This window comes from Arthrobacter sp. SX1312 (assembly GCF_002929295.1).
Taxonomy (GTDB): domain Bacteria; phylum Actinomycetota; class Actinomycetes; order Actinomycetales; family Micrococcaceae; genus Arthrobacter_D.
Map to the genome: position 1 here is coordinate 250,899 of NZ_PJIM01000002.1, position 21,294 is coordinate 272,192.

Here is a 21,294-nt window from a genome sequence, read left to right on the forward strand (position 1 = left end):
GGTCGACGCTGACAGGGGTGCCGGCCCGCAGGGGCCGCGGCTGGTTCTGTTCGAGTATCCCTGCGACCCTCCGGTCCGCCAATGACCAGATCGGCACCAGCGCTCTGCAATACTGCAGATATGTCCGTGCCCAATGCCCAGGATCTCGTGGTGCTGCTCGCCGTCGCACAGAGCGGGCGATTCACCACGGCCGGTGAGTCGCTGGGGCTGAACCACACCACGGTGTCCCGGCGGATCGCGGCCCTGGAGAAGGCGCTCGGCGGGCGGGTCCTCTCCCGTGGCAGCGGCGGGTGGGAGCTGACGGACCTGGGCCGACGGGCGGTGGACGCGGCAGCCGTCGTCGCGGAGGCGGTCGCCCGGCTGGGTGATGGTGACGGCGCACTCTCGGGCGTGGTGCGGATGAGTGCCACCGACGGCTTCAGCGCCTTCATTGCGGCCCCCGCCTTCGCCCGGCTCCGGGCCGCGAACCCCCTGCTGCGCATCGAGATCGTCAGTACGACCCGCCGGGCCTCGCAGACCCGGACGGGCCTCGACTTCGAGGTGGTGGTCGGCGAACCGCAGGTGCACCGAGCGGAGGCGGAGCGGCTGGGCTCCTACGTCCTCGGGCTGTACGCGTCCGAGGAGTACCTCGCGGCACACGGGGCGCCGGCGACGCTTGCGGAGGCCATGGATCATCAGCTCGTGTACTTCATCGACGCGATGCTGCAGGTGGACAGCCTCGATGCCCCCCGGCGGCTCCTTCCCGCCATGCGCGACGCCCTGAGTTCGACCAACGTCTTCGTCCACGTCGAAGCCACCCGGGCGGGCGCCGGGCTCGGCCTGCTGCCCTGCTTCATGGCCGATCGGCACGCCGACCTCGTCCGGCTCCTCCCCGACGACGTCGCCGAGGAACTCGACTACTGGCTCGTGGTGCGGGCGGACGCGCTGCGCCAGCCGGCGATCGCCGCCGTCGTCGACGCCCTGAGGCACTCGACCGCGGCCATGGAGCCGCAGCTCCTGGGCCTCGGCTGACGGTCCGGGAGCGGGCGCCGGCCGGTGCGCTCCCTCAGTCCGCGAGGAGCCGGGCGTTCGCGGCGAACGTCCGGACCCGGGCGTCCTGCCAGAGGTGTGCCGGCACTCCCCCGCCGAGCAGTTCGCGCGCCAGTCCCGGATCCTCGCCGAGGGGGGCGTCGCTGCCGGCGATGATCACGTTGCCGTAGCGCCGGCCCTTCAGCATCGCGGGGTCGGCGACGATCGCGGTGTGCGCGAACTCCGCGGCGATGGTCGCGGCCTCCCGCCGTGCCATCGCCAGGTTCGGGGTGTCGCCGCAGTTGACGAGGTAGACGCCGTCGGCCGCGAGCACGCGCCTGGCCGCCCGGGTGAACTCCGTCGTCGTCAGGGATGCGGGCGTGACCGCCCCGGCGAAGACGTCCCGGATGACGAGGTCGCGGCTGTCCTCGCTGAGGGACTCCGTCACGGCGCGGGCCTCCCCGACCCGGATGCGCACGAGGGGTGCGCGCGGCAGGTCGAACCACGTGCGGACCAGCTCCGCGAGCCGCCCGTCGAGTTCGACGACGACCTGGCGGGCCTGGGGGTGGCTCGCGGCGAAGCGGCGCGCGAGCGAGCACGCCCCTCCCCCGAGATGCAGCACCCGCAGCCGCTCCGACGGCGCCCACCGGGAGTCGACGAGGGAGGCGATCCAGTGCATGTACTCGAAGTCCAGGTGCAGCGGATCGTCCAGGTCGATATGGGAGCTGGGGACGCCGTTGACGCGCAGCACCCAGCCGTTCGGGCTGTACGGATCGGGCTCGAGCTCGCACGTCCCGGTGTCGATCGGGAACTCGCCGATCTCGGGGCGGGGCCCTGCCGGTTTCACCATCGTCGGAAGCCTTCTCATTCTCGGTCGAGGCGGTGCATGCGGAACATGGGCCGGTGGTGCCAGGTGGGTCCGCAGAGCATGGACGTGCCGTCCGGTGCGAAGCCGTTGCGGACGTAGAAGCGCTCGGCCCGCGGATTGCCGTTCAGGATCCAGAGGTACGCTGCCCGGGCGCCGATCGCCGTGTCCAGCAGGCGCTGTCCGAGACCCGAGCCGTGCGTGGACCGCAGCGTGTAGATGTGGTGCAGCTCGAAGTCGGGGCGGTCCTCGTCCCGGCCCGGGCCGGAGGTCGCGATGGCGACCGGCCCGCCGTCGTCGTCGAACGCCAGCCAGCTCCGTGCGCTGCCGGGGGTCCGCGCCGCCTCCTCGAACGCCGCACGACGGCGCGCGATCAGGTGGGGCAGCTCGGCGTCGTAGTACGCGTGGTACTCCGGGGGCATGATGTGCTCGTACGTCTCGTGCAGGCCGGCGACGTGGGTGCGGACGTACGCCTCCGCGTCGTCGGCGGTGGCCGGCCGGATCACGTAGGGCAGTGTCAGCAGGGGCTGTGTCACCGTGTCAGCTTAGTGGCCCGGGGCTACCGCCCCGGTCCGGGCGGTCCTAGGAGTGGCCCTCGAACTGTTCCTGTTCGGCGAGCGCCGCCTCGAGCCGCTCGACCTTGCCGGTCAGCTCCCCCGTCCTGCCGGGGCGGATGTCCGCCTTCAGCACGAGGGACACGCGGCTCCCGTAGCGGCCAGCGGCCTCCGTGGCGTGCTTGACCACGGCCATCACCTCGTCCCACTCGCCCTCGATGGTGGTGAACATCGAATCGGTGGAGTTCGGGAGGCCCGATTCCCGGACGACGGCGACCGCGGCGGCGACGGCGTCGTGCACCGAGCCGTCGGGATCGTCGCCGGAGAGGGCGGAGGTTCCGGACGGGGCGACACTGAAGGCTACGAGCATGGTCCCAGTCTGGCACGCCACCGTCCCCAGGGTCAGCCCCAGTCGGTCAAGGCGCCGAGGGTGCGCCGGCCCCGGACCTGGTGCGCCGGCGGCGCTGCGGGTCCGGGCACCCGGCGCGGCGGCCCGCCCCACCGCGACTCGCTCCGGGCCCCGGTGATCGCTAAGCCAACTGCTTGTTGCCACCCTCTGCCGGCCGTTAAGATTCAGACGGTCGCCGTGCGGTCCACGGCCAGCAGATTGGATGCCATGAAGAGCAGGATCTCCCCCGATGAGCCGTTCCCCGAGGACCTGGGTGATTTGAAGGACCAGGACGTCGAAGTCCTCAACAGCAAGGTCCACCGGGAGGTCGACCACGAGTTCGCGACGGAGGGGGAGGTCGACCCCGAGACGGCGGCACGCAGGGATGAAGTCGCAGGTGAGCTCGACGACCGGGACGCCGGCCCCGGCCTCAGACTGGTGCCCCGGCACGACGAGGACGACGAGGACGACGAGGACGAGGGCAACGCCGTCCGGGCCGACGGCGGGCGCTAGGCGGAACTGCCGCACACCGGCCTGACGTCACGGGAGCACTTCCGGGAATGCTCCGTGCGGCATGTGCGTTGCCGCAGGAGTCGCGCCACTCAGAGGGCCCGACCTCTGTAAGCCTCCCGGTCTTCAACGGTGCGACCGGGGCGACGACCGCCGGACATCCCACGATTGGTACCCCTTGTCTGTTTCCTCCGCGAAGGTGACCACCACCGCGCCGTTCCCCTATATCGGGCTGCTGTCCCTTGCCGGAGCGATCTTCGTCTCCGTCACGAGCGAATTCCTGCCCACCGGCCTCCTGCCGGCCATGGCACGGGACCTCGGCGTCGGCATCTCGACCGCCGGCTATCTCGTGACCATCTTTGCCGGGACCGTCGTCGTCGCCACCACGCCCCTGGCCGCCGTGACGCAGCGGTTCTCCCGCAAGTCCCTGATCGTCGTCGTCCTCCTGGTGATCGCGGTCTCGAACGTGCTCGCGGCGATCGCCCCCACCTACGGTGTGCTCGTGGCCGCGCGCATCCTCGGCGGACTGGCGCACGGCCTGTTCTGGGCCGTGGTCGCCGCCTACTCCGCGCACCTCGTCCCGGCGCACCAGCTCGGCAAGGCGGTTGCCATCACCGCGGGCGGCGGCACGGCCGCATTCGTGCTGGGTGTCCCCGTGGGCACCGCGATCGGGAACGCGCTCGGCTGGCGTGCAGCGTTCACGATCATCGGCGTGGTCGTCGCCCTGCTCGCCCTGGTGATCGTGAAGTTCCTGCCGCCCGTCGACCACCACGTGGAGCGGAAGGCGGGCGAGGCGCGCGTCCCGCTGCGCCGCGACCCGAGCTTCCGCGCGGTCATCCTGCTGTGCACCGTCATCCTGATCCTGCTGACCGGCCAGAACACCTTCTACACGTACATCGCGGCATGGTTGACCGACGTCTCGGCCTTCGAACCCGGGTCCGTCGCCCTCGTCCTGTTCCTCTACGGCGGCGCGGGCATCATCGGCCTTGTCGGCGCCGGCTACGCCGCGGACCGCTTCCCCCGGAAGGCGTTCGTCGGTGTGGTCCTGATGGTCATGGCCGCCGTCCTCACCCTCGCCCTCGCGACCTCCAACACCGTGGTGGTGCTCGTCGGCGTCATCGTCTGGGGTGCCGCGTTCGGCGGGATCCCGGCCCTGCTGCAGACCCGCATGCTCCGCACCGCCTCCTTCCGCACGCGTGACCTCTCGGCTGCCCTGCAGACGACGGCGTTCAACATCGGCATCGGCGGCGGCGCCCTCCTCGGCGGGCTCCTGCTCGACGGCATCGGCCTCGACATCCTCCCGTTCACGATGATCGCGATCGTCGCCGCCGGCCTTGCCCTGAGCCTCGCGACCGACACCGTCAAGGACCGGCGGGAACGGCGCCGGCTCCGCGCCGACTGACCAGGGACGGCGGATTCCTGCGCGCGGACGGGCGCCGGGAATAGGGCATTCATCACAGTCGGGGGTTTCCGCAACTCCTCGAGGAGGCCCTTCCCGGGCGCCGTCCGTAGCCGGCGTACGGGATGGCCCGTCGCCCGGACGGTCCGCGACCCGCCGTCGAGGATCGCCGCAGCCACAGGGAAGCAGGGCTCATCCGGTCAACGGCGGAGCAGGTTCCGGCGGGCCGATCCCCGGGCATCATCCACCGCCGACGGGCTCCTGCAAGCGGGTTCTCGCGCAGGATCCGCCCGGAGCAGGCCGCCACCGCACGCGTACGGTCGGGAGTATGTCTAATTCCACCCAGCCCATCCAAGGATCACCGCCCAGCGAGGACACACCCTTCGAGGTCCCTCCCGGACAGGCTCCCATGAAGGCTGCGCTGGACAAGCCCGTCCTCTTCGTCTCCCTCTCGATCGTCATCCTGCTGATGCTCGCGGCAGTCCTCTTCCCCACCCGTTTCTCGGACTTCACCACCTCCGTCCTCACCGGACTCGTGGCGAACTTCGGGTGGGCCTTCGTCCTCACTGCCACCGGCTTCGTGGTGTTCGCCCTGTTCCTGGCGTTCAGCAAGTACGGCCGGATCCCCCTCGGGCAGGACGGCGAGAAGCCCGAGCATTCGCGGCTGTCCTGGATCGCCATGATGTTCAGCGCCGGCATGGGCATCGGGCTCATGTTCTACGGCGTCACCGAGCCCATCTCCCATTACACCGCGCCGCCCGTCGAGGGTATCGAGCCCGGCAGTTCGGAAGCCGCCCGGCAGGCCATGAACTACACGCTCTTCCACTGGGCCATCCACCCCTGGGCCATCTACGCCGTCGTCGGCCTGGCCCTCGCCTACTCGGCCTTCCGGAGGGGTCGCGGCGTCGGCTTCAGTGGCGCATTCACGGCCCTGTTCCGTGGCCGCCCCGCACCCCGGGCCCTGCGCGCCATCGACGTGTTCGCGATCTTCGCGACCCTCTTCGGATCGGCCACCTCCCTGGGCCTCGGCGTCCTGCAGATCAACGGCGGTCTCTCGGAGGTCTTCGGCACGGGCAGCAGCCTGGCCCTGCAGATCGGCATCATCGCCGTGCTCACCGTCTGCTTCGTCATCTCCGCCGTCAGCGGCGTGAGCCGCGGCATCAAGTGGCTCTCCAACGGCAACATGATCCTGGCCCTGGCCCTGCTGTTCTTCCTGTTCGTCGTGGGCCCCACGGTCTTCATCCTCGAACTGATCCCGGCCTCGGCAGGCAGCTACCTCGTCAGCCTGCCGCAGATGGCGTCCCGCACGGGCGCGTTCGGCGGCCACGAGTGGCTCGCCGCATGGACTATCTTCTACTGGGCGTGGTGGGTCTCGTGGACGCCCTTCGTCGGTTCCTTCCTGGCGAAGATCTCGCGCGGACGCACCATCCGGGAGTTCGTGATCGGCGTCGTCGCCGTCCCCAGCGTCATCAGCGTGATCTGGTTCGGTGTCTGGGGCGGCTCGGCGCTCAACCTGCAGGACAACGGGGTCGACATCGCGGCCGCCACCGCCGAGAGCCAGGAGTCCGCGATGTTCGCGCTCCTCGCCCAGTACCCGCTGGCTGCGGTGACCTCGATCCTCGTGGTGATCCTCGTGGCCGTCTTCTTCATCTCGGGTGCGGACGCCTCCTCGATCGTGCTCGGGTCACTCTCCTCCTTCGGCGCAGCGGTCCCCCGCAAGTGGCTGACCATCCTGTGGGGCACACTGACCGGCGCGGTCGCCGCCGTCCTGCTCTCGGTCGGAAGCCTCGAGGCGCTGCAGACGCTGACCATCATCGCCGCCGCCCCGTTCCTGCTCGTCATGATCGGGCTGTGCGTGGCTCTCATGATGGATCTGTCGAAGGACCCGCTCATCACCGGCGCCCGCCGCACCGGCTCGCGGGCCGCGCGGAGGATCACCACCCCACAGGCCTGACGCGCCCGGGGGTGATGCGCCGGGCGGAGACCACGCGGGGCAGAATGGTGCGATGCGCGCCGTCTGCTTCGATGAGTTCTCCGCCCGTCCCGTCCTCCGGGACGTGCCCGAACCCGTGCCGTCGCCGCGCGGCGTCGTCGTCCGCGTCGAGGCCACCGGGCTGTGCCGCAGCGACGTGCACGGCTGGCTGGGGCACGACGACGGCATCACCCTCCCGCACGTGCCGGGCCACGAACTCGTGGGCACCATCGCGGCGGTGGGCGAGGACGTCCGGCGCTTCTCGGTCGGCGAGCGCGTCACGACGCCGTTCGTCTGCGCCTGCGGTCACTGCCCCGAATGCATGTCCGGCAACGGCCAGGTGTGCCGTAACCAGACGCAGCCGGGCTTCACGCACTGGGGCTCCTTCGCGGACCTCGTGGCCCTGCACGACGCCGACACGAACCTCATCGCCGTCCCCGAGTCCCTCGACGCCGGCGCCGCCGCCCTCCTCGGCTGCCGCTTCGCGACGTCGTACCGCGGCCTCGTGCACCAGGCGCGGCTGGCTGCCGGCGACACCCTCCTCGTGGTCGGTTGCGGCGGGGTGGGGCTGAGCGCCGTCATGATCGGCGTGGCGCTGGGGGCCCGCGTGATCGGCGTCGACGTCGACGGGGACGCCCTGGCGCGCGCCGCCCGCTTCGGCGCCGCGGACACCGTCCAGTCGGCCGGACTCTCCCGCGCTGCCGTGCTCGACGCCGTGCGGGACGCCGCACCCTCGGGCATCGACGTGTCCGTCGATGCGCTGGGCCGCGAGGAGACCGCCGCGATCGGCATCCTGTCCCTCCGGCCGAGGGGCCGGCACGTGCAGATCGGCCTGTTCCCCGCGGACCCGGTGATCCCGATGGGCGCCGTCATCGGGAAGGAGCTCGCCGTCCTCGGCAGCCACGGCATGCCCGCGCACGACTACCCGGGGCTGCTGGACCTCGTGGCCGCCGGCCGGCTGCGCCCGCAGGACCTCATCGAACGCAGGATCGCCCTCGATGCCGTGCCCGACGCCCTGGTCGCGATGGCCGGCGACACGTCCGCGGGCGGGGTGACCGTCGTCGACCTCGGAGTGTGACGCGGAACGCGCTACCGGTGGCGCTTCGCATACGGAGATACTGGGGCATGGAACCCATGCCGCGCCCCGCTGATCCGCCGTCGAATGCGGTCACCCTCCGATTCCTCGCCTCGCCCACCGATCTCGGGCACAGCGGCTCGGTGGACGCCGGCACCGTGCTCGAGTGGGTGGACAAGGCCGCCTACGCGGCCGCCGTCGGCTGGGCGAAGACCTACTGCGTGACCGCGTACGTCGGGAACATCCACTTCGCGGATCCCGTGATGGTCGGCGACCTCGTGGAGGTGGAGGCCACGATCGTCCACACCGGCACGTCCTCCATGCACATCCGCACCATCGTCTCCTCCGGATCCGTGACCGGGGACGACGGCGGGAAGCGCAGCGAGTGCCTCGTCATCTTCGTTGCGGTGGGGCCGGACGGCAAACCCGTCGCGGTGCCGCCCTTCGAACCGCGGACGGAGGCCGAGCGCATGGAGAGTGATCATGCGATCGCGCGCATCGAGGTCCGCAAGGAGATCGTCGAAGAGATGCGCCGGCAGGAATACACCGACGGCAGCACCGCGGAGCGGACGGTCCTCCGGTTCCTCGCCGCACCCACCGACGTCAACTGGGGTGGGAAGGTGCACGGCGGCACGGTGATGGACTGGATCGACGAGGCCGCCTACGTCTGCTCCACGCGGTACTGCGGGCTGGACACCGTGGCCGTGTTCTCCGGCGGCGTCCGCTTCCTGAAGCCCCTGCACATCGGTGACGTCGTCGAGGTGGAGGCGCGACTCGTCTATACGGGCAACAAGGGCATGCACATCGCAGTGCACGTCCGCTCCGGGAGCCCGAGGTCCCGCGACATGGAGCTCACCACCACGTGCCTCACGGTCATGGTGGCACGCGACGAGGAAGGGACGGCGGTGCCGGTGCCGCCCTGGGTGCCGAGGTCGGAGGAGGACCGACGGCTCCACGACCACGCCCGGAACCTGCTGCTGATCCGCAGCCGTGCCCCGGGCAGCGTCCTGCCGACGCATCTGCAGCAGGCCGGCTGAGGGTCGTCAGCGGATCGTCGCCGACCGCGCCGGGATGCTGAGGGTCTTGCCGTAGGCCGTCACGGATCGCGTGACGGCGGTGCTGTTGACGGCGACGACGCTGCCGTTGGAGAGCCGCACCACGCTGACGCCGGAGTACTTCAGCGGTGCCGCGGTCGCATAGGCACCGGACGTCACCGCCTTCGTGAGGGCGGCGACCTGGGCGTCGAGCGCATCGACCGAGGCCGTCGTGACCGCCTCGAAGTTCGCGCCGTCATCCCAGGCGTTGTCCTGGCAGGTGGGCTCGGCCTGGGAGACGGTAGCCGTCATCTGCCGGGCCGTCGCGGTCCGCGTCTGCAGGAGGTGCCCGAGGGTCATGCGGTGGTCGAGGGTGCGCCGGGCCTTCGCCACCGCCACGACCGCCGAGCGGTTGCCGAAGCCATCACGCAGGCACGGGGCCGAACTCCCGATATCGCCGCCCTGCCGGTAGGCCGTCGTCGGGAGTTCCCGCAGGGGAACCGAGTAGTCGTGCTCCACCACGGGCATCCCCGCCGCGGTGATGGTCCGGTAGGCGGAGCTCGCCTGCTCCAGGTCGAGGACGGGAAGGGGTTTGCCGGTCCCGGTGGCCACGACGTGTTCCCGGAGCGCGAAGTCCACGGAGCGCGTCGCCGCGAGGGTCCTGGCGAGGCCGACCTGGTTGCCCCAGGCCGGGTAGACGCCGAGGTTGACGGCGACGGGAATGTCACGACCCATGGTGCGGGTGAGTGTCGCATCGAACCGCTTGACGGCCGCGATCAGCGCCCGACCGTAGGCGTCGTCGTCGGCCCAGGGACCCCATTGTCCGACGTCGACCATGTCCTGGCCGTGTGCGGGCGACATCGAGGCGTCATCGAGGAAGATGCCGTCGAAGCGGGCGGGCGGGGCGTTCGTGATCCCCCGCTGGGCGTCGGTGCTGAGCATGGTCCGCGCCGTCGCCGCGCAGGCGTCCGCGTAGGCAGGGGAGAGATCGGCGACCGTCAGGTAGGAGTACCCCGGGTAGCCCGCGAGGCCGTCGTCCGTGCGGGCGACCCTCGGATTCGTCGTGGTCACGCCGAACCGCCTGCCGGCGTCGGTGGCGGTGTCCGCGCAGGAGTTCTGGAAGACGCCGTTCCAGGACTCGAAGTCCCTCATGGCGCCGATGTTCAGGTAGGCGAGGAAGGTGGTGCCCGGGTTGGCGGCTTTCATGTCCCGGAGCGTGCAGTCCCCCGGGGCGTCCGTGGTGGCCATCATCGGATCGACGATGGCCACGGAGACCTTGCCGGTGAGGGCCGCCCCCGGGCAGAGCAGCTGGCCCTGCCGGTAACCCTGGAGGTAGGCAGGCAGTTGTTGGCCCGTACTCGAGGTCAGGTTGCCGGCCTGCGCGGGAGCCGCGAGCGAGCAGACGGCGAAGGCGACAGCGAGTGCCGCCGAAACAAGAGTTGCCCCAGCGGCATTCGGTCTCATGTCCACATGGTGGTGCATGGTGGGCGTGCCGACCACCCTCGAACCCGGATCAAGGCGAATCCTGCGGAGAACCTGACGGTCGGGGCGTCCCGCGTCGGCCGACTCAGGCAGCGCGGCGAAAGAGGATGCCCCGCTGGGCCGGCAGGACCACCCATGACGGGGCCGGCACGCCGGCGCCGTCCACGAGCCCCGCGGGGACCCGCACCCGGCACCGGCGCCTGCCGTCCGCGTTGAAATTGACGGCCGCGAAGCCGCCCTCGAACTCTCGCCACCAGGCATGGTTCCTGCCCGTCGGCTCCGTCACCGGCCGGCCGAGCTGCCAGTCGAGTTCGGGGGCGTGCTGCGTGCGGCTGTAGTCGTCATGCGCCGTGGCCGAGTAAGCCCCCCTGCCCGCTCCGAAGATCCAGAACGCCGACAGCCCATAGGCGACATTGGGGTGCCGGTCGTCGCCGTCGGTGGGTACGCGGAGGATGGAGAGCCCGGGTCCGGCGGCCTGCGGAAGCTGAGCCTCCGCGGTCAGCGGGTCGAACAGATGCTCCGCGCCGTAGCCGAGCCAGACCTCCTCGAACCCTCCGCCGTACGCGGCATGCGCCTGCCACCTGCCCGGTTCACGGCGGGATTCCGCGATGTTCGGCACCAGGAGCTTCCCCACGCCGTTCAGCGCCGTCCCGGCGGCCTGCACCAGATCGCCGAGCGCCGAGCGGAGATCGAGCATCTCCGTTGCCCCTTCGATGGGGAGGTGGAGACCGTAGTAGTCGTCGAAGACGTCGTTGTCCGCCATCACGCCGTCGAAGGGCGAGTCCCGCAGCTCGCCCACCACGTTCTCCACCCACCGGCGCTGATATGCGGGATCCCACACCCGCATCTGCCAGTGGCCCGCATAACGCGCCCACTCGATCCGGGTGCCGTCGAGCCGCCGGGCGAACCAGGCGCCGTCCGCCGAGGATTCGGCCTCCGCGAAGGAGACCCCGGAGGTGTAGACGGGCCCGGGCTCGTAGCTGCGCACCGAGGACAGGCATTTGTAGCAGAGCACGGTCATGTCCGGACGGCGGCGCTTGAGTTCCCGTGCGGCGGCGGTCTCCCACGGCTGCAGGATGGCAACCCGGTAGTGCTCAGCGGCGAACTCGAGCTGCCCCGGAAGCAGTGGCCCTCCGTAGCGGATCCAGGCACCGACCCCGGTCATGAGCCCGCCCGGGCGAGGTCCTCGAGGTCAGCCGTCGAGAGGCCCCGGAGATCGGCGATGTCCCCGACGGTCCGGTAGATCTCGTTGTAGGAGGACATGATCTCGTGCATCTGGAAGAACTCCTGCACCCTGACCCGGGCATTGGCCGCATAGTCGGCGTAGAGCTCCCTGTCGCCGAGCACGGTTCGCAGACTGTCCGCCATCTGCTGTACGTCGCCGGCGACCACGAGCCCGCCACAGGGACCGACGGTCCGGCCGTCCCGGGTGTGCAGCTCATCGCCGATCAGCTGCCGCATGCCTCCGACATCCGTGCCGACCGTAGGGATCCCGGCTGCCATCGCTTCGAGGACCACGATGGGCTGGCCCTCGTTGTAGCTCGGCATCACGAGGAGGTCGAACCGGTCGAGCATGTCCCGGACGTTGACCGTGCCGTGGATCGTCACGTGGTCCTGCAACCCCAGGCTCGCGATCTTGGCCAGGCACGCCTCGTAGTACTCGGGCACGTGCTCGGTGGGGCCGAGGACATCGAGATGGACATTGGGGAACCCCTGGCGGCGCAGGATGTCCATGCTGGACAGGAGGTCGAGCAGCCCCTTGATGGGCACGATGCGGGCGATGAAGACCAGCTTCCACACGTGGTCGTCGCCGTGCTTCCTGAGGTGTTCCTGCGCCTCCAGCCGGGCACGGTACTTGTCCTCGAACTCCTCGATGACCATGGCGTTGGGCACCACGACGGCCTTGTCGATATCCGTACCGAGGCGCGCTGCCTCGGTGATCGCCGTCGGATACAGGTAGGTGATCAGGGCGGCGCTCGGGTAGCAGAAGTGGCCCATCTCGGTCCACCATGCCATCCACGCGCGCTGCTCCGGCGTCACGTCGAACGTCCGGTAGTCCTCGGAGGTGATGGACAGCGCCATGTTGCGGTCCAGCAGGGTGTTCACGGTGTCGCGGACGTAGAGGTTGTGCTCGGTCAGCAGGAAGGAGGTGTCGTGGTCACGGGCCGCTGCGGCGCCGAGCAGCGAGGCGTACCCCGTGGTGTGCGCGTGGTAGACGCGCGCCTTCGGCATCGTCTCCCCGAGGATGGCGTAGGCGAGCGAGAAGAAGTTGCGCAGCGTCCAGAAGGAATCGGCGAGGGACAGGTCGAGCTGGGGCATCCTCACCGCGAGGGCCTCCATGAATTCCCTCGTCCCGAGCACGGCCCAGAGCGGATACCTCCGGGTGCGCTCGTTGAACCCCTCGTCGATCAGCTGCCAGAGCGGTTCCACCTCGCGCCGCTCGGACAGCGCGTACAGCGCGTCGAAGAGGCGGTCCACCAGTCCGGCACGCTCCGCCGGGGTCATGCCGAGATCCCTGGAGGTCGCCGCCATGTAGTCGTGCCGGTGCTCCTGCAGGCTCAGGAAGACCGGCCGCACCCAGGCCACGTTGTCCGGCATGCCGTAGAGGTCCTCCTGGGGCGAATCGGAATCCCAGGAGATGTGGATGATGCCGTAGGTGAGATCGGGGTTGTGCGTGACGATGTCATGCACCACGGCGGAGACGCCGCCCTTGAGGTAGGGGTAGGTGGACTCCATGACGATCGCCACGTCGACGTCCTCGTACTGCCGCTCCGCTGCGGCCCGGGCCGCAGGAACGACGGCGCCGGTCGGTGTGAGCGCGGCTCGGCGCGCCTTCGGGGTCTTGAACACGTACATGCTTCTTCCTTCTACGATCAACAGCGGTGGGTCGGGCGGGGGCGGAGTGCGGTGTCCGCTACCAGGACGTGGCGTGGCGCCAGAACAGGGTGTATTCGGGCTGGCGCCAGTGGCGCTTGTAGAGCACCCAGGCGACGACGACGAGTGCCAGGTCTGCCAGGACGAGCGCACCGTACGCGAGCGCGGCCCCGGTGGAGCTCTGGGTGGCGCCGATCAGCAGGAAGGCCGCTGCACAGAGCACCAGGTGGATGCCGCCCAGGACCTGCGGCAGCGCCTTCTCGCCGATGTAGTCCAGTTCGTAGCTGAGGAGCGTGAGGATCATGAAGGCCCAGGATGCGATGCCCACCGAGACAGCCAGGAGCACATTCGCGGGCTGGAACCCGTCGAGGAGCAGGGAGATCACGAGTGTCAGGACCATGCCGACGGCACCCGTGCTGAGGATGGCGCGGTCCACGGTGCGGCTGAGGCGCCTGGACCGCGCGGCGAGGACCGTGAACGGCTCGTCCGAGATGGTGCGGTGCAGGTCGGTGACCGCCCTGTCCACCTTCGGGGCGAGGTTCACGAAGTAGTAGTTGTACGCGATGACCGCGGGCAGCATCGCGAGGAACACGATGACCACCTGGAAGTCGCCGTCGGTGACGAGGAACAGCACGAACTTGTCCGCCCACAGCACCGCGCCGAGGAGGAGCCCCCGCACGAGGTCGGTCGAGAAGTCGCGGGCCCCGAGGCGGGTGAGGCTCAGGGCGGCCAGACCGCGCCCCATGGGGACGATCTGCGTGAGTGCGCCGAGCAGCGGCGGCAGCCACCACAGAGTAGGAGCCGCGAAGAGGGCAGCGGCATAGGCCACCCACGCAACCGCCCACAGCCCGCGGCGGCTTCCCACATTGGCGAGGATGAGGGACTGGACGAAGAGGAGGTGGAGGGCGCAGAGTGCGGCATAGGTGGCCAGGGCCGTGAAGGACCAGCGCGTGGCGAGCCACAGCGGGATGGCGAAGGCCACGACGAGGGGAAGAGCCTGGACGAACATCGCAGGCCAGGTGGTGCAGAAGCGGCGGGTGATGGCTGCCATGTCCCGCTCGACCATGAGGTCCCCGATAGCGCGGTAGGCGGGGAGGCAGGCGGCCTGCGCGAGCCACGGGACGGTGATCGAGGATGCCAGGACCACGAGAGTGAGCTGCACTCCCCCGACGTCCACCCCTGCCATGGCCGGGCTGACGAGCGGGTATACGAGGTTCAGGAGGATGACCGGCGAAAGATACAGCAGGAGTCCGGCGCCGGGCCGCGCTCGACCGTCGGACCTCGCCCGGTCACCTCCGGGGCTGGACGCACCGGGTCGCGCGAGCATGAACAGGGTCGCCATGACGAGCACCGCGCCGGTGGCCAGCAGGACATAGGACCAGCCGGGGGGCAGCAGAGTGTCGGCGAGCGGCACGAGGGCCGTGAGGATGAGCGCGACGATGATGATCACCGTTCGGTGCCGGGCATGGGAGTCCTGGAGCAGGGACTGCAGCGAAGTCATGATTTCCCCTGGGCCGCTCCCTACCGCAGCGCGGATGGGCGACCTCGTGTGAGACGTGAGTAGGACAGGTCGGTGCCGGCACGGCAGGGGTCCGGGAGTCGTCCCACACGAGAAGTGATGGGGGCGTCCTCGCCAGCTCTGCCAGCGAGCGCCTGTCGTGAACCTATCGGCCGGGGTCCGCCGGAGGCACGAGTGGCACTTACTCACTCAACCCTCGGAGATACCCTTTCTACTTACGCTGTACTGCTGGCGTACTACTTGTAGAACGTGCCGAAAACTACTCAGTTGCGCTCCCTGGAGCGGCGGCCGGGCAGCAACCGGCGGACCAGGTGGTGACCAAGCACACACTGCCCCCGAGAGGGCGACGGCCCTAGTGCCTCGCCGCGGTGCTGTTGGCGATCCGGTAGGACTCCTCGATGAGTTCGGTCAGCTCCTCGTGATCGATCCGGCCGAGCCGCACGAGCACCAGTGACTCGTACTGGTCGTGGTGGGGATGGATGAAGAAGGCGCCCGGCTGGGTCGCGAGCAGCGCATCCCGTTCCTCGGTCTTGATCGTGAGGACGGTGTCATCCCACATGCGGGCGAAAAGCGTCCGGGCGAACCAGGCGGGTCGGTTCCAGCTCATCCGCTCCGAGGTCCCGGGCAGGGCGAGGCAGGCTGATCGCACATCGTCTTCGCTGACCATGGACCAACCATGGCACCGGCGGTGCGGCCGGTCCAGTGCTTGCTCGAGGCGATCCCGTGAATTCCCCGGCCGCCGCCGCATCACGATACGCATACGGATCGGCAACGATCCCGCAGACCTCATAACGATCCGGGCAGGGCGCTGACCGGGTATCCCTGACAGCACCATCATGGAGCGATCCACCCGCGCTACGAAGGAGTAACCATGGGTCGCCCAGGTACCGTGCTGCTGTCCTCCGGGGCTGTGTGCCTCGCTCTTCTTCTCACCTCCTGCGCTCCTCCCGAGGCCGACGCCGGTGCCGATACCGCGCAGACCCGGGAGGCCCAGGACGTCCCGTCAGTGACCGGCACCCCACCCGCCGGCACCCCGGCGTCGGATCCCCCGTCCGAGGCCCCGCCGTCCGAGGCCCCGACCGGCGACGGCGACGGCGACAGCGACTCGGGATGGGCCACCTACACGACCCCGGACGGAGACCTGTCCTTCGACCACCCCGGGGACTGGACCGTCGTCGCGTCCACCCCGGCCCCGCCGGAGGGCGTGGCCGTCGCCGTCGAGGATGACGCCGGCCGACGGCTCGCGTCCCTGCAGACGAACCTGGTCACGGGAGCCGTGTGCCCGGCGGAGGTGCCGTACTCGCTCCTCGACTCCGAGCCGCTGCCGGCCCTGACCCAGGATCCGGGCATCCCGATGTTCGTCTTCGAAGGCCGTACGGACCCCTCGGTGGCCGACCCGGTCGCGGCGTCCATCCTCGCCTACGGCATCACCTCCGGGCCCCTTCCGGAGGGGACGACCGCCTGCCCCATCGCCCATTTCTTCACATGGCCACCTTCCGGGGCGGCGTTCGGCGGCATTTACGACCCGTACGAGATCTACCCCGGTAAGCCGATGCACATCGACACACCGCAGGCCTACATGGAGACGGAGGAGTACCAGCAGATCAGGACGATGCTCACGTCCCTGCGCCCCGCCGGTTAGGAGAGAGCCCGGGCGGGCACAGGAGCGGCATGATGGACGCGGGGACGTGAGCCGGCCGAGCGGCCGACGCAGGAGGAGGATCCGCGGCGATGAGGAGTGTTCGTACCATCGAGGAACTCGAGGCCCTCCTGCCCTCCCCCGTCCCCGGCAGGAGGACCTTGCTCGGAATCGCGGGACCGCCGGGTGCAGGCAAGTCCACCGTCGCCGCGGCCATCGCCGCGGCCGACCCCGAGCACCTTGCCCTGGTCCCCATGGACGGATTCCATCTGGCGGATCAGGCCCTGGCCACCCTCGGCCTGCTGGACCGCAAGGGCGCCCCCGAGACCTTCGACGCCCACGGTTATGCCGCTCTGCTGGCACGTCTGGCGGGCCATCCCTGCCATACCGTGTACGCGCCGGCGTTCGAGCGTCGGCTCGAGCAGCCGCTCGCCAACGCCCTGCCGGTAACACCCTCGTGCTCCCTGCTCATCACCGACGGCAACTACCTGCTCCTCGACGCACCGGGCTGGCGGGACGCCAGGAGCCACCTCGACCAGGTGTGGTTCGTCGACGTCGAGCCCGGGCTGCGCCGGCGCCGCCTCATCGCGCGGCACATCCACTTCGGCAAGACACCCGCGGAAGCCGAGGACTGGGCCCGCCGGGTGGACGAACCCAACGCGGCGCGCGTGGCCGCCACCCGGGACAGGGCCGACCGCGTCCTCGACCTGTCCGAGTGGCGCGTCGGCTGACCCAGGCGCCTCAGTCCGTCAGGAACCCAGTCGCGCGCCGGATTCGCCACCTCCGGCGGGGTGCGGCCGACCCCCGGCTGCGCCACCCAGTCGACACTGTTGGCGAGCACACGCCGGATCTGCGGGTGGTGGTAGACCGGGTACTCCTGGTCGCCGGGGCTGAAGTAGAAGATGCGCCCCTTGCCGCGAGAGAACGTCACACCGGAGCGGAACACCTCGCCACCCTCGAAGGAGCTGATGAAGATGAGGTCGTCCGGTTCGGGGATGTCGAAGAGTTCGCCGTACATCTCCTGCTCGGGGATCACGATCGGGCTCTCGATGCCGGCGGCGATCGGGTGCGAGGGCTTGACCGTCCAGACCAGTTCGCGCTCGCCGTCGTTGCGCCACTTCAACGAGCACGTGGTGCCGAGGAGCCGCGTGAGGATCTTCGAGAAGTGGCCGGAATGCAGCACCACCAGTCCCATGCCGGCGAGGACATGCCGGTGCACGCGATCGACGACGTCGTCCGCCACCTCGCCGTGTGCGATGTGCCCCCACCACAGCAGGACGTCGGTGCCGGCGAGGACCTCCTCGCTGAGGCCGTGCTCGGGGTCGGCGAGGGTCGCCGTCGTGATGTCCGAGCCGGGGAAGTAAGCGGCGAGGGATTCCGCGACGGCGCCGTGGATGCCCCGCGGGTACATCTCGCCGATGGTCGCGGGCTCGTTGCGGGCCTCGTGGACGCCCTCGTTCCAGACGACGATCGTGGGCTTGCTGTCGAAGACCATCAGAGCTCCACCTCGCGACGCCCGGCCGCGGATGCGTAGCACGCGTCGATGATGCGGGCCCGCGTGAGCGCCAGGGACCCGTCGTGCCGCCCCCACCCGGTCTGGCCCGCGCGGATCGCGGCGAGGAAGTCGTCGATGACGCCCTGGTGCCCGGCCGAGGAGCCGACCTCGGGCTCGTAGTCGCCGTCCTCGCGGAACACGTGCAGGCTCTCGACGGCGTCGGACGGCGAGCCGACGCGGCTCAGTTCGGCGCCGCCGTCGGTCCCGTAGATCCGGAAGTCCATGAGGTCCGCCGTCGGTCGGTACGCCGCCCATCCCGCCTCGACCAGGAGGGTCACCCCGCCCTCGAGCCGGAGGAACGCGGTCGCGAAATCTTCCACCTCGAACGCGGAACCGGCGGCCTGCGCGCCATAGGCTCCGCTGCCGCGACCCTGCGGGCCGAGTTCCGAGTAGGTGGACGCCGAGACCGAGAGCACCTTCGGCTCACCGAGCAGGTGCAGCGCGTAGTCGATCACATGGACGCCGATGTCCGAGAGCGGGCCGCCTCCGGCCATCTCCCGGTTGGTGAACCAGCTGCCCAGCGACGGGATGCCCGAGCGGCGCAGCCAAACCGCTTTCGCGTAATAGGGGCGCCCGATTCCGCCGTCGTCGATCACGCGCTTCAGGGCCGCGATGTCGCCGCGTCGCCGGTGGTTGAAGGCGACATCGAGCACCCGCCCTGCCCGGCGTGCGGCGTCGACCATGAGCCCAGCCGATGCCGACCACACCTACTCTCAGGCGTCGTCCGTGCGGTGCGTGCTCGTCCAAGGAGGCTGTCCTTTGCTGTCGGGTGCGGCGGCTGCGTGGCGAGCCCCTCCAGCAGTCCTACCGTCTCGCCGTGGGCGCTGTCCATGGGACCGGTAGCCGCCCGCCGGCACGGTTACGCTGGTTCGACGCCCGCCGCCGCACCGGGAAGGAGCCGCGCGTGACCACCGACCAGGACCTCTCCGTCGGCCAGCTCGCCGCACGCAGCGGCATGAGCGTCTCCGCGCTGCACTTCTACGAACGCCGGGGCCTGATCACCAGCCGGCGCACCAGCGGCAACCAGCGTCGGTACGACCGCTCGGTCCTCCGCCGGGTCGCCGTCATCGGCGCCGCCCAGCGCGCGGGAATCCCCCTCGCCACCGTAGCCCGCGCCTTCGCCGAGCTACCGACCGACGACGTCCCGGACCAGGCGGACTGGCAGCGGCTCTCCGCCGCCTGGCAGCAGGAGATCGACAAGCGGATCTCCCAGCTCGAGCACCTGCGGGACCGGTTGGACGGCTGCATCGGCTGCGGCTGCCTGTCCCTCGCCGCCTGCGGCTTCGTCAACCCCGACGACGCCGCCGGTTCCAGGGGCATCCGGTCCACCCTGCTGGACGCCGACCCGCCGATTTGACCTCAACCTCTGTTGAGGTTCTAGCGTTGACGGCATGACGACTCCCACCGGCCACGCGATCGCCACGGCCGAGCTCTTCAAGGACGCGTTCCGCGCGCACCCGGCCGGCATCGCCGTCATCACCGCTCAGGGGGTGGACGGGCCGGTCGGCCTGACGGCGTCGTCCGTGTCCTCCGTCTCCGCCGAGCCGCCCGTCCTCGCCTTCTCGGTCTCGACGGCGTCGTCGTCGGCGGCCGCCCTCATCGCGGCGGAGACGCTGGTGGTCCACCTGCTCGGCACCGATCAGGTCGGCATCGCGCAGCTCTTCGCGACCCGCGGCGCCGACCGCTTCGGCGGCGCGGTGGACTGGCGGCCGCTCCCCACGGGCGAGCCGCTCCTGACGGAGGCGCCATGGGCCCTGCGGTGTCGCATCCTGCACCGCCTGCCCGTCGGGGGGTCGATGATCCTCGCCGCGGAGGTCGTGGCCATCGAGCAGGGCGACGACGGCGCCGCCGGGGCGCCGCTGGTCTACCACAACCGCTCCTACCACCGGCTGGGCGACCACTCACTGCTGTACTGAGCGGTCTGGGCCGGCCGCCGGCGGACCCTCGGCGAGCCATTGGTTGCCTCTGCGATCGAAAGCCTAGAATGAACCGTCATCGACAGAGGGGACCGGTTCGTGCGCGACGCCTGGAAACGGCTGGGGTCCTTCACCGCCGTCGGGGCCGTTGCCTTCATCGTCGACATCTCGGTGTTCAACATCCTCTCCTCAGGGCTGGGGGTGGGCCCCATCTCGTCGAAGGTCTCCTCGGTCGCCCTGGCGACCGGCGTCTCCTGGTTGGGCAGCAGGCACTTCACGTTCCGCGAGTTCAGGGGCCGTGCGAAACGCCAGGAGGCACTGCTCTTCGGGCTGACCAACCTGGTGGGCCTCGGTATCGCGACGGCCTGCCTCTTCGTCTCGCACTACCTCCTGGGCTTCAAGAGCCCGCTGGCGGACAACGTCTCAGGGAACGTCATCGGCGTCCTCCTCGGCAACGTGTTCCGCTACCTCGCGTACCGCTTCGTGGTGTTCCAGCCCCCGCACCGTGTCTCCGCCGGCTGGTCGGGTGGGGTGGACCGGGCTCCGGGCAACGGCCCGGAATGAGTCCGACGCCACCTGTCCAACGGAAGATTCCGGTGGGATGGCCGACGCCCGCCGCGTAATGTTGAAGGTGTAGTCAGCCTGCTTGCAAAGCTGACGGGCCGTCCCGCCACCATGCACCACCGTTCTTGGAAGTCCCCGCCATGCGCGCCCCCTCGATCCTCCCCACCCTGGCCATCAGCATCGGACTGCTGCTGTCCGGGCCCGCGGCCGCCGACGCATCCCCGGCTCCGGCACCCCAGCCCTCCGATCAGGTGTCTCCGTCCGCACCGCCTGCACCGTCCGCTTCACCCCTGCCGGCCATGACCGGCACGACGCCGGCTGTGCCGCCGATCGAGCAGTCCCCGAGCGGGCCGGCGGTTCCGCCCACCGGCCCTCCAACGGACGCGCCACCTCCCGTCGAGGATGTGATCGCCACCGCTCCCGGCACCTCGGATCCCGAGCCCGCCGTCGAGACTCCCTCGACAGGTCCAGAACCGGCCCCGGACGCGTCGTCGGTCCCTCCCACCTCGGATGCTCCGACGCCGCCCTCGTCCCCCGCCGCCGAAGCGACGCCCGAGGAGACGGACCCGGCCGTGGAAGCGGACGAAACCCCGGTCCTTCCGGGAGATGGGCAGCGGCCGGGCGCGGGCGAAGCCGTCGTCGTCGACCGGTCGGCGCCACGAGCGCCGCAGCCCGTGCCCGCCGGGAACGGCGCGGCGCCCTCCCGGGTGCCGACCCCGGTCGAGGAGGTGCGGATCGACAAGGTGGAACAGGCGGAACAGGCCGAAGGCTTCCAGCCGCCCGTCGAAGGCACGTCGCTCCGGTACACGGTCGCCGGGATCCTGAGCATCGTCGCCCTGCTCCTCGCCCTCGCGATCGCCTTCGTGGCGCACCCGCGGCGGCCGCGCGGCACCCACTGAACCGAACGGCAGTCCTGAGCCGGCACTGACCCGCCGGCGCC

20 protein-coding genes and 2 pseudogenes are annotated in these 21,294 nt (G+C 70.3%); 12 read left to right on the forward strand and 10 right to left on the reverse strand.

Features of this window, described 5'->3' with window-relative positions; all coding sequences use genetic code 11:
• Positions 1 to 120: 120 nt before the first annotated feature.
• Positions 121 to 1,011 (forward strand): LysR family transcriptional regulator, encoded by an 891-nt coding sequence (locus CXQ92_RS08575; protein ID WP_258069824.1) that lies wholly within the window; start codon positions 121 to 123, stop codon positions 1,009 to 1,011.
• 34 nt (positions 1,012 to 1,045) lie between these two features.
• On the opposite strand, the gene CXQ92_RS08580 is transcribed toward CXQ92_RS08575, so the two are convergent.
• Genes CXQ92_RS08580 through CXQ92_RS08590 form a run of 3 tightly spaced genes read right to left on the reverse strand, consistent with a single transcriptional unit; the run spans position 1,046 to position 2,797 of the window.
• Positions 1,046 to 1,858, reverse strand: a complete 813-nt coding sequence (locus CXQ92_RS08580; RefSeq protein ID WP_258069825.1) for a spermidine synthase — start codon at positions 1,856 to 1,858, stop codon at positions 1,046 to 1,048.
• Between the two features lie 14 nt (positions 1,859 to 1,872).
• On the reverse strand, positions 1,873 to 2,409 hold the full coding sequence (locus CXQ92_RS08585; RefSeq protein ID WP_258069826.1) for a GNAT family N-acetyltransferase: 537 nt from the start codon (positions 2,407 to 2,409) through the stop codon (positions 1,873 to 1,875).
• Between the two features lie 46 nt (positions 2,410 to 2,455).
• Positions 2,456 to 2,797, reverse strand: coding sequence for a thiamine-binding protein (locus tag CXQ92_RS08590; RefSeq protein ID WP_104167225.1), 342 nt, complete (start codon positions 2,795 to 2,797; stop codon positions 2,456 to 2,458).
• Positions 2,798 to 3,043: 246 nt separating this feature from the next.
• Between CXQ92_RS08590 and CXQ92_RS08595 the strand changes: the two genes are divergently transcribed.
• The 5 genes from CXQ92_RS08595 (at position 3,044) to CXQ92_RS08615 (ending at position 8,808) form a co-directional block, all read left to right on the forward strand.
• Positions 3,044 to 3,328, forward strand: coding sequence for a hypothetical protein (locus CXQ92_RS08595; RefSeq protein ID WP_104167227.1), 285 nt, complete (start codon positions 3,044 to 3,046; stop codon positions 3,326 to 3,328).
• Between the two features lie 175 nt (positions 3,329 to 3,503).
• The gene (locus CXQ92_RS08600) at positions 3,504 to 4,727 is read left to right on the forward strand and encodes an MFS transporter (protein ID WP_181033601.1); all 1,224 of its coding nucleotides are present in this window, start codon (positions 3,504 to 3,506) and stop codon (positions 4,725 to 4,727) included.
• Positions 4,728 to 5,052: 325 nt separating this feature from the next.
• On the forward strand, positions 5,053 to 6,678 hold the full coding sequence (locus CXQ92_RS08605) for a BCCT family transporter (protein WP_104167231.1): 1,626 nt from the start codon (positions 5,053 to 5,055) through the stop codon (positions 6,676 to 6,678).
• A gap of 52 nt (positions 6,679 to 6,730) precedes the next feature.
• On the forward strand, positions 6,731 to 7,774 hold the full coding sequence (locus CXQ92_RS08610) for a zinc-dependent alcohol dehydrogenase family protein (protein WP_104167233.1): 1,044 nt from the start codon (positions 6,731 to 6,733) through the stop codon (positions 7,772 to 7,774).
• A 56-nt stretch (positions 7,775 to 7,830) separates the two neighbouring features.
• Positions 7,831 to 8,808 carry an acyl-CoA thioesterase gene (locus CXQ92_RS08615; protein ID WP_104168168.1) on the forward strand — a complete coding sequence of 326 codons (978 nt, stop codon included), beginning with the start codon at positions 7,831 to 7,833 and terminating at the stop codon, positions 8,806 to 8,808.
• A 6-nt stretch (positions 8,809 to 8,814) separates the two neighbouring features.
• On the opposite strand, the gene CXQ92_RS08620 is transcribed toward CXQ92_RS08615, so the two are convergent.
• The 5 genes from CXQ92_RS08620 to CXQ92_RS08640 form a co-directional block, all read right to left on the reverse strand.
• Positions 8,815 to 10,269 (reverse strand): hypothetical protein, encoded by a 1,455-nt coding sequence (locus tag CXQ92_RS08620; RefSeq protein WP_146067420.1) that lies wholly within the window; start codon positions 10,267 to 10,269, stop codon positions 8,815 to 8,817.
• A 103-nt stretch (positions 10,270 to 10,372) separates the two neighbouring features.
• Positions 10,373 to 11,452 (reverse strand): putative glycoside hydrolase, encoded by a 1,080-nt coding sequence (locus CXQ92_RS08625; protein ID WP_104167237.1) that lies wholly within the window; start codon positions 11,450 to 11,452, stop codon positions 10,373 to 10,375.
• Positions 11,449 to 13,143: a GT4 family glycosyltransferase PelF gene (gene pelF / locus CXQ92_RS08630; protein WP_104167239.1), complete on the reverse strand. Its 1,695-nt coding sequence runs from the start codon at positions 13,141 to 13,143 to the stop codon at positions 11,449 to 11,451. Before pelF ends, CXQ92_RS08625 begins: the two co-directional genes overlap by 4 nt.
• A 58-nt stretch (positions 13,144 to 13,201) precedes the next feature.
• Positions 13,202 to 14,662, reverse strand: a complete 1,461-nt coding sequence (locus tag CXQ92_RS08635; protein WP_104167241.1) for a hypothetical protein — start codon at positions 14,660 to 14,662, stop codon at positions 13,202 to 13,204.
• A 370-nt stretch (positions 14,663 to 15,032) separates the two neighbouring features.
• The gene (locus tag CXQ92_RS08640; RefSeq protein WP_104167243.1) at positions 15,033 to 15,347 is read right to left on the reverse strand and encodes an MmcQ/YjbR family DNA-binding protein; all 315 of its coding nucleotides are present in this window, start codon (positions 15,345 to 15,347) and stop codon (positions 15,033 to 15,035) included.
• 204 nt (positions 15,348 to 15,551) lie between these two features.
• Between CXQ92_RS08640 and CXQ92_RS08645 the strand changes: the two genes are divergently transcribed.
• Together CXQ92_RS08645 and CXQ92_RS08650 are read left to right on the forward strand one after the other, a co-directional pair.
• Positions 15,552 to 16,322, forward strand: a complete 771-nt coding sequence (locus tag CXQ92_RS08645) for a hypothetical protein (protein WP_146067421.1) — start codon at positions 15,552 to 15,554, stop codon at positions 16,320 to 16,322.
• Between the two features lie 89 nt (positions 16,323 to 16,411).
• The gene (locus tag CXQ92_RS08650; RefSeq protein WP_104167247.1) at positions 16,412 to 17,050 is read left to right on the forward strand and encodes a nucleoside/nucleotide kinase family protein; all 639 of its coding nucleotides are present in this window, start codon (positions 16,412 to 16,414) and stop codon (positions 17,048 to 17,050) included.
• A 26-nt stretch (positions 17,051 to 17,076) separates the two neighbouring features.
• On the opposite strand, the pseudogene CXQ92_RS08655 reads toward CXQ92_RS08650, so the two are convergent.
• Both CXQ92_RS08655 and CXQ92_RS08660 read right to left on the reverse strand, forming a co-directional pair.
• A pseudogene (locus CXQ92_RS08655) lies at positions 17,077 to 17,814 on the reverse strand (ThuA domain-containing protein); the annotation flags it as partial.
• A pseudogene (locus CXQ92_RS08660) lies at positions 17,814 to 18,557 on the reverse strand (Gfo/Idh/MocA family protein); the annotation flags it as partial. The pseudogenes CXQ92_RS08660 and CXQ92_RS08655, both read right to left, overlap by 1 nt.
• Before the next feature lie 221 nt (positions 18,558 to 18,778).
• Here CXQ92_RS08660 and soxR point away from each other — a divergent pair.
• From soxR to CXQ92_RS08680, 4 genes are all read left to right on the forward strand, one after another.
• Positions 18,779 to 19,231 (forward strand): redox-sensitive transcriptional activator SoxR, encoded by a 453-nt coding sequence (gene soxR, locus CXQ92_RS08665; RefSeq protein WP_258069827.1) that lies wholly within the window; start codon positions 18,779 to 18,781, stop codon positions 19,229 to 19,231.
• A 34-nt stretch (positions 19,232 to 19,265) separates the two neighbouring features.
• Complete coding sequence (locus tag CXQ92_RS08670; RefSeq protein ID WP_104167253.1) at positions 19,266 to 19,790, forward strand: flavin reductase family protein; 525 nt, start codon at positions 19,266 to 19,268, stop codon at positions 19,788 to 19,790.
• Between the two features lie 99 nt (positions 19,791 to 19,889).
• A complete protein-coding gene (locus CXQ92_RS08675; RefSeq protein ID WP_258069828.1) occupies positions 19,890 to 20,354 on the forward strand; it encodes a GtrA family protein in 465 nt (154 codons plus the stop codon).
• A gap of 140 nt (positions 20,355 to 20,494) precedes the next feature.
• The gene (locus CXQ92_RS08680) at positions 20,495 to 21,253 is read left to right on the forward strand and encodes a hypothetical protein (protein ID WP_104167257.1); all 759 of its coding nucleotides are present in this window, start codon (positions 20,495 to 20,497) and stop codon (positions 21,251 to 21,253) included.
• The last annotated feature ends 41 nt before the right edge of the window (positions 21,254 to 21,294 follow it).